At 41.9% G+C, this 12,752-nt stretch carries 12 protein-coding genes; 3 read left to right on the top strand and 9 right to left on the bottom strand.

The window, feature by feature from the left end; all coding sequences use genetic code 11:
* Position 1 precedes the first annotated feature (1 nt).
* From IGJ04_RS07920 to treR, 3 genes are all read right to left on the bottom strand, one after another.
* Positions 2-703, bottom strand: a complete 702-nt coding sequence (locus IGJ04_RS07920) for a WxL domain-containing protein (RefSeq protein ID WP_016618608.1) — start codon at positions 701-703, stop codon at positions 2-4.
* Positions 704-796: 93 nt separating this feature from the next.
* Positions 797-1,495, bottom strand: coding sequence for a WxL domain-containing protein (locus tag IGJ04_RS07925; protein ID WP_033625718.1), 699 nt, complete (start codon positions 1,493-1,495; stop codon positions 797-799).
* Between the two features lie 379 nt (positions 1,496-1,874).
* Positions 1,875-2,588, bottom strand: a complete 714-nt coding sequence (gene treR / locus IGJ04_RS07930; protein ID WP_002354877.1) for a trehalose operon repressor — start codon at positions 2,586-2,588, stop codon at positions 1,875-1,877.
* Between the two features lie 261 nt (positions 2,589-2,849).
* On the opposite strand from treR, the gene IGJ04_RS07935 reads away from it, so the two are divergent.
* The 3 genes from IGJ04_RS07935 (at position 2,850) to IGJ04_RS07945 (ending at position 7,314) form a co-directional block, all read left to right on the top strand.
* On the top strand, positions 2,850-5,594 hold the full coding sequence (locus IGJ04_RS07935; protein ID WP_438840103.1) for a glycoside hydrolase family 65 protein: 2,745 nt from the start codon (positions 2,850-2,852) through the stop codon (positions 5,592-5,594).
* A gap of 14 nt (positions 5,595-5,608) precedes the next feature.
* A complete protein-coding gene (pgmB, locus tag IGJ04_RS07940) occupies positions 5,609-6,259 on the top strand; it encodes a beta-phosphoglucomutase (protein ID WP_002354875.1) in 651 nt (216 codons plus the stop codon).
* Positions 6,260-6,720: 461 nt separating this feature from the next.
* A complete protein-coding gene (locus IGJ04_RS07945) occupies positions 6,721-7,314 on the top strand; it encodes a PBECR4 domain-containing protein (protein ID WP_010706987.1) in 594 nt (197 codons plus the stop codon).
* A gap of 240 nt (positions 7,315-7,554) precedes the next feature.
* On the opposite strand, the gene pepG1 (IGJ04_RS07950) is transcribed toward IGJ04_RS07945, so the two are convergent.
* The 6 genes from pepG1 (IGJ04_RS07950) to mutL all read right to left on the bottom strand — a co-directional run bounded on the left by pepG1 (IGJ04_RS07950) (position 7,555) and on the right by mutL (position 12,732).
* Positions 7,555-7,698, bottom strand: a complete 144-nt coding sequence (pepG1, locus tag IGJ04_RS07950; RefSeq protein ID WP_002392696.1) for a type I toxin-antitoxin system toxin PepG1 — start codon at positions 7,696-7,698, stop codon at positions 7,555-7,557.
* A 232-nt stretch (positions 7,699-7,930) separates the two neighbouring features.
* A complete protein-coding gene (gene pepG1, locus IGJ04_RS07955; protein WP_002392696.1) occupies positions 7,931-8,074 on the bottom strand; it encodes a type I toxin-antitoxin system toxin PepG1 in 144 nt (47 codons plus the stop codon).
* Positions 8,075-8,305: 231 nt separating this feature from the next.
* Positions 8,306-9,277, bottom strand: a complete 972-nt coding sequence (locus IGJ04_RS07960; RefSeq protein ID WP_002381060.1) for a ribose-phosphate diphosphokinase — start codon at positions 9,275-9,277, stop codon at positions 8,306-8,308.
* A gap of 174 nt (positions 9,278-9,451) precedes the next feature.
* A complete protein-coding gene (msrB, locus tag IGJ04_RS07965) occupies positions 9,452-9,889 on the bottom strand; it encodes a peptide-methionine (R)-S-oxide reductase MsrB (RefSeq protein WP_002354871.1) in 438 nt (145 codons plus the stop codon).
* A 131-nt stretch (positions 9,890-10,020) separates the two neighbouring features.
* A complete protein-coding gene (locus IGJ04_RS07970) occupies positions 10,021-10,575 on the bottom strand; it encodes a Maf family protein (protein WP_002378827.1) in 555 nt (184 codons plus the stop codon).
* 24 nt (positions 10,576-10,599) lie between these two features.
* A complete protein-coding gene (gene mutL, locus IGJ04_RS07975) occupies positions 10,600-12,732 on the bottom strand; it encodes a DNA mismatch repair endonuclease MutL (RefSeq protein ID WP_010713705.1) in 2,133 nt (710 codons plus the stop codon).
* Between the last annotated feature and the right edge of the window lie 20 nt (positions 12,733-12,752).

Below are 12,752 nucleotides of genomic sequence, written 5' to 3' on the forward strand. Positions count from 1 at the left end.
CTTAAATTGATGGTCCTGCCACGAGATTCCAGGTGATGTTACCTGTATAAGCGCCTTTTTTCAGCTCTTGCATTGGGGTTGTAACGTTTAACGTTAGATTTTCCAAGTCAGTAGCCCACATTCCTTGCCCTTTGCCTGTCGGTGCATTAACTAATGTAACAGCGCCACTCCCCAACTTTATATTTGTTCCAATAAAATCTGGAGCGCTAAGGTCATCTTGAATATTAGTCCCATCTTGATTTGCTGAAATTACGTAGCGCCCTCCTGATTCTTCCAGTCTAAATACAGAATAATAAGCGGACAAGTTAAAGTTAAGCTCTCCGTCTAATTTGTCGGTTCCGTTAATCATTTGTGGGATTTCTGCAGTTAGATGCCAACCTTCCTTTGTTCCACGTACATCGCCGACATGAACAAGTTTACGGACCAAGCTAGTTTTAATAGCTGAAAGATCTTCCCCTATTTTTGAAGGAGCAAAATTTATATACTTTGGAATAGCAAGTATATCAAAATCCGTGTTGGGTGTTCCTGGTTCAGGTGCTGTCGACCCACCACTGTTATTATCTTGGTCTGGTAATAATCCTCCACCAAACTCCACCTGCACTGGCGTATTCCCTGTCGTCACAGCCTGTGCCGACAGTGGTGCCAAACTAGCGCCAACCACTGCGCTACTTACCAACAAACTTGCGAGTAATTTCTTTTTCATTTTGCATACCTCTCTTTTTTAATTGATTGTTTAAGAACGGATGGAAGACCATTTAAACAGCTCTTTCGTCCGCTATTGTTTACCTGTTTATGCTTAAATCGCTGGTCCTGCGACAAGATTCCAGGTGACATTTCCTGTATACGCGCCTTTTTTCAGTTCTTGCATCGGTGTCGTTACATTTAACGTTAAGTTATCTAAACGACCTGACCAAGTCCCTTGCCCTTTTCCTAGAGGAGCGTTAATTAAAGCCGCGGCGCCGCCACCAATCTTAAGGCTCGCACCGTTAAAGCTAGGGGCCGTTGGATCATTAGCGATATTCATGCCATTCAGAGTATTGAAGCCCCCGTAAGAACTCGTACTTTCATTGAATATGGCATAGTATGGTGTCATTCCAAAAGTAATCTGTCCATCTAATGTATCTGTGCCATTGCTCATGCCCACTACTTCGCCAGTGACATGCCAACCTTCTTTGGTTCCGCGGACATCACCCACCATGATCGATTTTGGCGCAGTTGAAATGGGTCTAATAGCGGTTACATCCTCACCAATTTTTACGGGAGAAAAGTCAAAAATTTTCGGGATGGCTAATAAGTCAAAATTCGTATTCGGTTGCGTCGGATCGGGATCTACGATTGGGCCAGTATCATCCCCCTGATCTTGCAATGTTCCACCTTCAAATTCTACCTGTACTGGTGTATTTCCTGTCGTGACAGCCTGTGCCGAAAGAGGCGCCAAGCTAGCCCCAACAACTGCGCTGCCAACGAGTAAACTTGCAAATAATTTCTTTTTCATCTATGTACGTCTCCTTTTGTTTAAGAATTTCCAGAATGTACTTCTGAAGCTATGGCCTTAATTATACAAGATTCCCCTGTGTCTGTGATTTTAAATATTTAACCGCGCATAGAAAAAATCAACAGTTCTTTTAATATCAATGATATCTCTTGGTTTTAAACATAAATTTCAACACTTTTTGACATTTGAAAGTGTTATTTAATGATTTTCGCGGCAAAATCGATTAATAAACAGCAAGAAAACGTCAAAAAGTAAGGGTTCAACTCTTACCTTTTGACGTTTTCTCCTAAATTCTTATAAATTTATCCGCGATTTCGGCGAAAAAATCTTCAAATTTCATTTAATGACAGCCGTTTTTGTGTTTGCTAGTCACTGCGCCTTACAACTTGCGGCGACGGGCGAATTCCACAAACTTAAATTTGTTTAAGCGGTGACGGGATTCCGTATAGCCAAAACAGCGAGTATCTTCCAAGTTCATGATACTGCGGACCACGACGACATGATTGCCTTCGACTTCACCAATCAGTTGCTTGTCCATCTCTGTGAGCGGTTCCACGGTAATTTCTTTCTGGGCATAACTAATCGCCAAGCCAAGGTCGTTTTCCAAATAATCGAAAATCGAATCTTCGGCACGATGCTTCGGCAGTTCAGGGACAATCTCTTTAATCAAGTAATCAATATCTAAAATATCGACTTCCCCTTCAATCTCCCGTTGCCGAACTAAGCGCCAAACAGGGGCCCCTTCGGTCCAACCAGTCAACTGAGCCAAGTTGCGCTCTACAGGAATTTCTTCTAAGGAAACCACATGAGTATGACTTTCAATATGTTGCGTTTGTTGTAACTCCTTGTAACTGGTCACCCCTGAAATAGGAAAATTAAATTTTTTAAAGTTTAAGACAATCGAGCCTTTGCCTTGCTTTTTCTGAATGTAGCCAGCGTTAATCAGTAAATTCAAGGCTTTCCGAATTGTTTCACGGGAAACATTGTAAGTTTCCACTAATTGATTTTCACTAGGTAATAAATCGCCTGGCTGATAGTCGCCTTGGACAATTTGTTGTTCTAATTCTAAAAATATGTCATGAAACTTGTTCATGCCGATCCTCCTCTACCAACAATTTCTTTTCTAAAAGCATAGCATATTCCCTCCGAAAAACCTAGAGCTGGTCAGAAAAATCCCCCGCACTTTCTGCCTTGCTTACGCCACTGACTCCCCCAGCCAAACCACTGCTTGACCGCCTTTTTTTCGGACCCAGCGTAGTCTGTTGCTGCCCCCTTCTGGAAAAGTTTTCCCAAGAATCTAGGGAAAATCCTTGTAATTCTGATTCGTTCATACTATACTGTAGTCAAACGAAACATGTCTATACAAGTTCACAAGGAGGCGCCAAACATGACCATTTTAGAATTAACATTCGCAACGAACCAACTAACGACGACTTTTTTTAACCATAAATTGGAACCGCTTCACCAAAAAACGTTCCCTTTTGAAGCCTTGACTATCGAAGAAACGGTTCCTGAACTGTGCCAATTGATTGTGGCAGAGGCTGCGCCGATTCTGGGGGGAATTGTGGCTGATTTCCCAGCGGACTTCTTTTCGCCAGAGGAAACGTTGGCGCTGGTTCCGCAAGCGGTGATTCAAGCATTCGCAGAACAGTTGAACACGCCACTTTTAACAGCAGCCGAACAAGCGGCGGCACCGAATCTGCTGGCAGCATTTGAAGAAAAACGGCAGTATTTGGCTTGGCATTTGGACTATTATGGCTACGTGCCTGGGAAAAATGAATATGCGGTGGAGTCCCTGTTAACTGTCGGCAATGGCTTTTTAGGCTTACGCGGCACGACACCTGAGATGACGATTTCTGATGATCATTATCCAGCGACCTACATTGCGGGGCTTTATAATACAGCGGCTTCGGAAGTTGCGGGTCAAGTAGTGGAAAATGAAGATTTCGTCAATGCTCCTGACAAACAACACATCGCTTTAAAAATTGGCGATGCCACTGACTGGTTAACGATTTCTCCAGACACGCTACAACAAGTACATCGTCAATTGAACTTGAAAACGGGGTTGTTTGTCGCAGAAATGATTTTGAAAGATGCCCACAATCAGCAAATTAAATTAACGACGAAAAAAATCGCCAATATGGCGCAGCCGAATGACTATCATCTGCAATATACGTTTGAGCCGTTAAACTTTTCGGCCCCGATTACTTTGAAAACCGTCACGGATGGCAGTGTCTACAACTACAACGTGGCGCGGTATCGTAACTTAACAGCGAAACATTTTCAGGTGACAGCATTAAGCGCGCAGGAAAACAAAACCGTGATTGAGGTTTGTACCAATCAATCTAACTTGAGCGTCCGAGAAACGGCCTTGATAACCGGTGATTTTTTTGAAAAAGAAGCCATTATGATTCAAGAAGAAGCGGAAAAAATCGCCCAAGTGGTGACCGTGATGGCGCACCAAGGCACGCGCTATACGCTAGAAAAACAAGTCTATGTGCAAGCCAGCCACGCCGAACAAAGTTGGCAGGTACCGTTTACGCCGAAAGACTCTTTTGCGGCCGCCGCTCAGGAAAGCGCCTGCGCTTGGCAAACTCTTTGGCAACAAGCCAACATTACTGTGACAGGCGATTTGATGTCTCAAAAACTTTTACGGATTCACAGTTATCACTTGCTGGCTTCGGCTTCGCCTTTTAGTAACCAAGCCCAAGCATTGGACGTCTCGATTACCGCCCGAGGCTTGCATGGTGAAGCGTATCGTGGACATATTTTCTGGGATGAAATTTTTATTTTACCTTTTTATATTCAACATTATCCTGACACGGCGAAACAATTGTTGCTGTATCGCTACCATCGATTAGAGAAGGCGAAGGAAAATGCGGCGGCTAGCCAGTATCGTGGCGCAATGTATCCGTGGCAATCAGGACGTGACGGGTGTGAAACCACGCAAAAACTTCACTTAAATCCGTTGAATGGACATTGGGGCGAGGATCATAGTATTCTGCAACGGCATATGTCCTTGGCGATTGCTTACAATGCTTGGTTGTATTGGCATAGTACACAGGATCATGAATTTATGAAACAATATGGCGGCGAAATGTTGTTAGAAATCGCTCAATTTTGGAACAGCGCTGCGACGTTAGATGACGCAACAGGACGGTTCTTTATTGATAAAGTGATGGGACCTGATGAGTTTCACGAGGGCTATCCAGACCAAACGGAAAGCGGCTTGAAAAACAACGCCTATACGAATTTGATGGTGGTTTGGCTATTCGAAGAATTAACCAACATTTTGGCACTTTTCTCTGAGGAAGAACAGGCACAACTTTTTGCCAAAACTCAGACTACTTCGGCTGATTTAGCCCGCATGCAGCAAATTCAAAATTCACTGGAAATTGAAGTTAATTCTGACGGCATTATTGCACAATATGAAGGGTATTTCGGCTTAAAAGAGATTGACTGGGCGGCGATGAAAGAGAAATACGGCAATATTTACCGCATGGATCGAATTTTAAAAGCCGAAGGAGAATCCCCCGATGATTACAAAGTGGCGAAACAAGCCGACACGTTAATGTTGTTCTACAACTTAGACAAAACTCGGGTGGATCAAATTTTAGAAGATTTAGGGTATCAATTGCCTGCGGATTATTTGGAAAAAAATCTTTTGTATTATCTAAAACGGACGTCTCATGGTTCGACTTTATCACGAATTGTTCATGCCCAATTGGCAGAAATGGCGCAATTCCATGAGCTATCTTGGCAACTTTATCAAGAAGCGTTGTATTCCGATTATCGTGACATTCAAGGTGGCACGACCGCTGAAGGGATTCATACAGGGGTCATGGCTGCGACGATTCACGTTACTTTAGCGACGTATGCAGGCGTTGACACGCGCCAGAACGAGTTATCAATTTGTCCAAACTTACCTGAACATTGGCAAGCGCTGGCCTTCCAGTTTATTCATCAAGGCGTGACGTATCAATTTTCATTAACACAAACCAGTGTCACGATTACAGCAGATAAAGATACACAATTATTGGTTCAGAGCGCGTTGATTCCGTTAACCGCCGAACGACCAAAAGAAGTACATTATCAATAAAGGAGCGAACCACAATGACGATTGGATTTATTTTTGATTTGGATGGTGTCATTACTGACACCGCCAAATTTCATTATCAAGCTTGGAAAGCGTTGGCCGATTCGCTAGGCATTTCCATTGACGAAACCTTCAACGAAACATTAAAAGGCATTAGTCGGATGGATTCCTTGGACCGCATTTTAGCCCATGGCCACCGTGAAAATGCGTTTACTCCAGCAGAAAAAGAAGCCTTAGCTCAGCAAAAAAATGACCACTACGTTCAATTATTAGAACATTTAACGACAGAAGATGTTTTACCTGGTGTCGTGCCATTGCTACAGCAAGCCCAAGCACGTCACATTCCCTGTGCCGTGGCTTCGGCTTCAAAAAACGCCCCCCTGATTTTGGAAAAATTAGGCGTGCGCGCGTACTTCGCCACAATTGTCGATCCCGACTCGTTAAGCAAAGGCAAACCTGATCCTGAAATCTTTTTAGCCGCCGCTGACAGTATTGGCGTGCTACCGCAAAACGCCATTGGCTTTGAAGATGCACAATCAGGCATTGACGGCTTGAAAGCCGCGGGCATCTATGCCGTCGGCTTGTCGGCCAGCCAACCCTTAATCGGAGCCGACATGCAAGTCTCTGAAATGACTGAACTAAGCGTTGATGCACTGCTCAATCGCTAAAGAAGGACAAGAACCTTTAGCAGCAGGCACCTCTTTTCATCTACATTGTATCTATGCTAGAATGTAGATGAAAAGAGAGAGATGCGTCAACGTACCTCTCTAGTGTAGAGCCGTTTGAGACGGTGACCTTTTGGATTATTTAAAAATAACCGTGCTGGTCAAAGTTGACGGTTATTTTTTATTGTCATTACACTCCATTATTGGATTAAAAAGGATTGAGTTGAACGTGGTTCTGTGGTAGACTTTTATTAGAAACAAGTAGATGTTTCTTGATGATCAGGCATCATAATAACTCAATACTGAAATCGGAAGTAATAGCCGATAGTTGGCGAGCAACAGAAAAACTCGATATAGAATTGGACGTAGAGCCAATAGTTGGTGAGCAACAGAAAAACCTGAATTATATTTGAAGTTTAAAGAAGGCAAGCTAAGCTTGGCTTCTTTATTTATAGGAGAAACTAATGATTGAGAAAAAAGATTTTGACACAATTAGAAAGGCGTTCTTAATTTATGACACCAACTTCAATAATCATATGTTCACTTATACATATCAACATCGGAAAACAAAGAAATTGTTAGAAATGAACGTTCAATTTGAAGCTGGGAATTTTATGCATTTATGCGGAGTTGACTATTATCAAATAGATAAACAAGGGAGCTGTAAATTTCGTTTTAAGGCTACTCAATTTTACAGAGCTTTAAAAAATAATAAAGTTTCACTGCGCGGGATTAAACCTAAAGATGATGGAACCACAGGCCAAAAATTACAAGTAATTTCTCTATTAGAAATGCTTATTTCTCCAGGTGTACGAATATGCGATGGAGGAAAATTTTATAATTTACAGTATGAAAAAGCAATTCGTTCAGGCAAAATGATTGTGGCGTTAACATGTAAAGAGAATAACAAAAAGTACGTCCCACAATCTTTATTATCGTTAATAAATCAGCCACGAAAGAGCCAATCGAAATCTTTAACTGAATCCCATGAAGTAATTAAAATAAGTAAGTCTGAGCTGAATAGCACCTCAGTAATTGAAGTTTACGATAAATTTTAACAAAAAAGCGGGCTAAACAGACTATAGGCAAAGAGAAAAAGCCCAGAGGTTTTTCTCCTCTTTAACAGCTTTTAGGATTTCACGGATTAACGCTAAATTTATTCGTACTTTTCGGGAAAATGTGCTATAATGAAAATGAAAAGAGAGATATGCTTCAACATACCTCTCTGATGTAGAGCCGTTTAAGACGGTGACCATGTTAATTATTTAAAAATAACCGTGCTTGGTCAAAGTTGACGGTTATTTTTTATTGTCATTTTTAAGCAATTTCACAATCAGCGCAATCAAAGCAATGGTAAACATACCAAACCCTAGGATCGTCTGAATTGTTTCATATGCTGACAAAAGGCCTCTCCTTTCTGTAAATTTTGGAAGTACGCTCATACGCACCACCTCACTTTCAGATTAGATAGCCACCGCCATAACTTCTCTACACTTAGATTATACCATGTGAAACTAAAAAATAATTAGTTTCAAATATATTTTTTTAGGAAATTGTGCTATGATAGTAATGAAAAGAGAGATATGCTTCAACATACCTCTCTGATGTAGAGCCGTTTAAGACGGTGACTTTTTGAATTATTTAAAAATAACCGTACTCGGTCAAAGTTGACGGTTATTTTTTATTGTCATTTTTAAGCAATTTCACAATCAGTGCAATCAAAGCAATGGTAAACATACCAAACCCTAGGATCGTCTGAATTGTTTCATATGCTGACAAAAGGCCTCTCCTTTCTGTAAATTTTGGAAGTACGCTCATACGCACCACCTCACCGAAAGAGGAAAGTCTCTGCTCCTACGCTTCTCACTTTGTTGCGATGCTCGTCGCAAAGCGCATGTTCCTTTGCGCTTGCCTCCGCATTAACTTCTCTACACTTATCGTATATCATGAATGCCTAATAAATATTCAGGTTAAAATATATTTTTAGATAAAATGATTTAGAGAAAAAACCGCCCACATCAGAAAAATGATGTAGGCGGTTTTTTGTAATTATTTATTTTTTGTTTCAAATAACGGACTAACTGGTTTGTTTTCGTGGATACGTTTAATCGCATCTCCGATTAATTCACCAACGCTGACTTCGTCAATTTTTGCAATTTTACGATCATCCGATAGGTAAATAGAGTCTGTTACAACTAAGCGTTCAATTGCTGAATCTTCAATACGTTGTAAGGCTGGTCCTGATAAAACGGGATGTGTACAAGAAGCGTAAACGTCTTTTGCTCCGGCTTCTTTCAATGCGTTTGCAGCAAGAGAAATTGTCCCCGCTGTGTCAATCATGTCATCAATTAAGACACATGTTTTGCCTTCCACATGACCAATGATATTCATTACTTCTGCTACGTTCGCTTTTGGACGACGTTTGTCAATGATCGCAATTGGTGCTTTTAAGAATTCTGCCAATTTACGCGCACGCGTTACACCACCATGGTCAGGGGAAACGACAACGACGTCATCGCCTTGAATGCCGTGTTCGATGAAGTAATCGGCAATTAATGGTGCACCCATCAAATGATCCACTGGAATATCAAAGAATCCTTGAATTTGGACCGCATGTAAGTCCAATGTCAACATTCTTGTTGCGCCAGCTTTTTCAATCATGTTTGCAACAAGTTTAGCAGTGATTGGTTCCCGGGCACGTGCTTTACGGTCTTGACGTGCATACCCATAATAAGGCATAACCACGTTAATTGTTTTAGCACTCGCACGTTTTAACGCATCAATCATGATTAATAGTTCCATTAAGTTATCGTTAACAGGGCTACTTGTTGATTGAATGACGTAAACATGTGCACCACGAATACTTTCTTCAATATTCACTTGAATTTCGCCATCACTAAATTGTGTTACAGAGCACTTTCCTAGCTCCACACCCACAGCATCCGCAATTTTTTCTGCTAAGGGACGATTAGAGTTCAAAGAAAAGATTTTCAATCTTGGATCAAAATAATGTTTCGACATTAGAACCTCCACTTTCTATTTCAGCCAATTCGTTAAAACTGAACAATACTTTCCTTCTAAAATAATAGTAGTCCTAGCCAAATAAATCAAGAGATTTTCTGTATTTCATACAAGATATTCATCAAAAGTCGCTTTCTTCTAACTATTTTATCGTATTTGTCTAAAAAATGAGGATTATTTGAATAAAGAAAGGTACTCGCCATAGCCTTCTTTTTCTAAATCTGCCACTGGCACAAATCTCAAAGCTGCCGCATTAATGCAATAACGTAAGCCGCCTTCTTGGAGTGGGCCATCAGTGAAAACATGCCCTAAATGTGAATCTGCTTCTTGACTGCGAACTTCTACTCGGTGCATGCCGTGACTAAAATCAGCTTTTTCTTTGACGCCACGTTTTTCAATTGGTTTGGTAAAGGATGGCCAGCCGCAACCAGCATCGTATTTGTCCAGGGAGCTAAACAACGGCTCGCCACTAACAATGTCTACATAGATTCCGTCTTGGTAAAAGTCATCATATTCTCCTGAAAAAGGGCGTTCTGTTGCGTTTTCTTGTGTGACGGCATATTGAAGATCCGTCAAGGTTTGTTTTAATTCTTCTTCTGTTGGTTTTGTCATTCTGTCCACTCCTTTTCTTCTGTTCAATTTATTGGGTTCAATGATACCACGTTTGCCAAACAGGCACCTAATAGTTTGCATAGTAAAAGACAGTCCTTTCTCTTTTGACGAATGAAAAGGACTGTCTTTTATTAGTTGAATTCTTTTAGTAGTCGGGCTACTTTGGCAATTGGTAAGCCCATAATGGCGTAATAATCGCCGGCGATTGCTTCAATTAGTAATGCCCCTTGTCCTTGGATACCATAAGCGCCTGCTTTGTCGGCATATTCTGCGGTATCTAAGTACGCATGGATTTCCGTGTCTGTCAGTGGATAAAACGTAACGGTTGAATGAACTGTCGCGGAGCGCTCTTTTTCCCCTTGTTTCAACGTCACACTTGTATACACGTCATGTGTTTTGCCACTTAACAGGCGCAACATGCGATAACCGTCTTCCCGAGAAGTCGGTTTACCGAGGATTTCTCCCGCCAATGCCACAATTGTATCGCAGCCAATGACTAGTGCTTCGGGGGATTGTTCTGCTATAGCCGCTGCTTTTTGGGCAGCCATTTGCGCCACATATTCTGCTGGTAAGCCGTCTTTGCCAACAGTTTCATCGATATCGGCTGGTGCAATCGTAAAAGCTGGGACCACACGCTTTAATAACTCCTGACGGCGAGGAGATTGGGATGCTAAAATAATTTGCATAAATTGATGACGCCTCGTTTCTTTTTAATGGGGGTCTTGAATGCGTTTAAACATTCGTTCCATATCTGAATTCGTAAAATGAATCAGCACCGGACGTCCATGCGGACAATTAAACGGATTTTCGCACAAGGCTAAATCTTTTAATAGCACGCGTGCTTGTTGCTCATTGAGGTAATGATTGGCTTTGATGGATCGCTTACAGCTCATCATAATGGCAGTTGCTTCACGGAATTTTTTCACGCTGACCGAGCCAGTTGTTAGCAACATGTCAATCATCTCGCGAACAATGCTTTCCTCTTCGCCTGCAGGATACCAAGTTGGGTGCGCCCGCACAATGAAACTATTTTGTCCAAAGTCTTCCAAATGGATGCCGACTTCCGCAAGGGTTTCTTTCTGCTCTTTAATTTTCAAGGCATCACTATTTGGATAATCAATAACGATTGGTACCAATAGTTCTTGTAAATCATCACTGACTTCGCCAATTTTTTCACGGAAGTACTCGTATTTAATTCGTTCTTGGGCAGCGTGTTGGTCGATAATAAACAGGCCATCTTTGCTTTGTGCGAATAAATAAGTTCCGTGCATTTGACCGAAGTATTCTAGCTCAGGAAAACGTTCTGTCGGTCGTTCTTCTTCCAACTTGTTCAGGGCTTGTTTCAGTTCTCTTTGGCTCGCAGCGCTATTGGCATCGAATTCCGGGTGAAGTTTCATTTCTTCTTGGAAAACCTCGTCAGCAGCCTCTGATGAACGCAGAGAAGGTTCTGAATCAGGCACTTCAGTTATTTTCGTTTCTTCGGCTATTACCTGTTGCTCATTACTAGCTGTTTCCCAATGATTTGCGGAATCAGCAGCTGCCGAAGAGGTTTCGTAAGCTGACGTTTCTTCCGCTACACTCGTTGATTCTGGCACTGGCGGCGCAAATGGGTCGTCCATTGGATCCACTGCTCTTTCTGTCTGGTTGACAGTTTCAGGGGCGCTTGAGACTGGTGTTTCGTCTGTCGCATGTTCCGCATAGAAGCGACCCGTTGCAGGATTATAGCTTAAGCTGCCCGGTCGTTGTTTTACCGCAGGTTGTTCAGTCGATAGAGGAATTTCCATTTGTTCGGCTTTAGGTTCTGGCGGTAGTTTCTTTTTAAAACGCAAATTGTCTGCCGCATTGGGAATCAACTGTTCTTGGCTCAACACTTCTTGAATCGCCTGTTCAATTAATGCCATTAAATCTTTTTCTTTACTTAAACGAACTTCTTGCTTAGTAGGATGGACATTGACATCGACTAACAGCGGATCCATTTCAATTTCTAACACAGCAATTGGAAAACGCCCCACCATTAGTTTCGAACCATAGCCGGCTACAATTGCTTTATTTAACGCGAAATTTTTAATATAACGACCATTGATAATCGTTGATAAATAGTTGCGGCTGGCCCGTGTGACTTCTGGCAATGAGACATACCCTGTCAAAGTAAAATCAAGGTCTTTTCCTTCAATTTTCAACATTTTCTTTGCGGTGCTAATGCCATAAATCCCCGCAATCGTTTGTTTTAAATCACCATTGCCTGTTGTACTCATCATTTTGTGGCCGTCATGAACTAAGCGAAAAGCGACTTTAGGGTGACTTAACGCCAGACGATTGACAATGTCACCAATATTGGCCAATTCCGTTTGGATCGTTTTGACGTATTTCAAACGAGCAGGCGTATTATAAAATAAATTAGAAACGGTCATTTTTGTGCCTTTACGGAGTGCTGCTGGTCGGTTTTCTTCGACCTTGCCCCCTTTTAGAATCACATAGCTGCCTTCTTCTTCCTCAGCTGTGGCAGTTTCGACAATCATTTCAGAAACTGAGGCAATACTTGGTAAGGCTTCGCCTCGGAACCCCAAGCTGCGAATTCGGAACAAATCATCTCTTGTATGAATTTTGCTTGTGGCATGGCGTTTGAAGGCATTCAGTACATCTTCTTTGGCAATTCCTTCACCATTATCAATAATTTGAATGGTTTTCAAGCCAGCTTCTTCAATAAAAATATCAATTTGGGTGCTTCCTGCATCCAGTGCATTTTCCACCAATTCTTTGACGACAGAAGCGGGACGTTCAACAACTTCACCAGCAGCAATCTGGTTGGCTAGTTGTTCGGATAGTTCTTGAATTTTCCCCATTTCACGACCTCCTAACCGGT

Origin of the sequence: Enterococcus sp. AZ050 (assembly GCF_051715085.1) — a bacterium.
In the GTDB taxonomy this organism is placed as follows: domain Bacteria; phylum Bacillota; class Bacilli; order Lactobacillales; family Enterococcaceae; genus Enterococcus; species Enterococcus faecalis.

Bases quoted from the DNA above. Each gene is read 5' to 3' on its own strand.
- mutL (WP_010713705.1), bottom strand. From the start codon at position 12,732: ATGGGGAAAATTCAAGAACTATCCGAACAACTAGCCAACCAGATTGCT.
- IGJ04_RS07970 (WP_002378827.1), bottom strand. From the start codon at position 10,575: ATGCAAATTATTTTAGCATCCCAATCTCCTCGCCGTCAGGAGTTATTA.
- treR (WP_002354877.1), bottom strand. From the start codon at position 2,588: ATGAACAAGTTTCATGACATATTTTTAGAATTAGAACAACAAATTGTC.
- pepG1 (WP_002392696.1), bottom strand. From the start codon at position 8,074: ATGAGCGTACTTCCAAAATTTACAGAAAGGAGAGGCCTTTTGTCAGCA.
- IGJ04_RS07935 (WP_438840103.1), top strand. From the start codon at position 2,850: ATGTCTATACAAGTTCACAAGGAGGCGCCAAACATGACCATTTTAGAA.
- pepG1 (WP_002392696.1), bottom strand. From the start codon at position 7,698: ATGAGCGTACTTCCAAAATTTACAGAAAGGAGAGGCCTTTTGTCAGCA.
- IGJ04_RS07920 (WP_016618608.1), bottom strand. From the start codon at position 703: ATGAAAAAGAAATTACTCGCAAGTTTGTTGGTAAGTAGCGCAGTGGTT.
- pgmB (WP_002354875.1), top strand. From the start codon at position 5,609: ATGACGATTGGATTTATTTTTGATTTGGATGGTGTCATTACTGACACC.
- IGJ04_RS07960 (WP_002381060.1), bottom strand. From the start codon at position 9,277: ATGTCGAAACATTATTTTGATCCAAGATTGAAAATCTTTTCTTTGAAC.
- msrB (WP_002354871.1), bottom strand. From the start codon at position 9,889: ATGACAAAACCAACAGAAGAAGAATTAAAACAAACCTTGACGGATCTT.
- IGJ04_RS07925 (WP_033625718.1), bottom strand. From the start codon at position 1,495: ATGAAAAAGAAATTATTTGCAAGTTTACTCGTTGGCAGCGCAGTTGTT.
- IGJ04_RS07945 (WP_010706987.1), top strand. From the start codon at position 6,721: ATGATTGAGAAAAAAGATTTTGACACAATTAGAAAGGCGTTCTTAATT.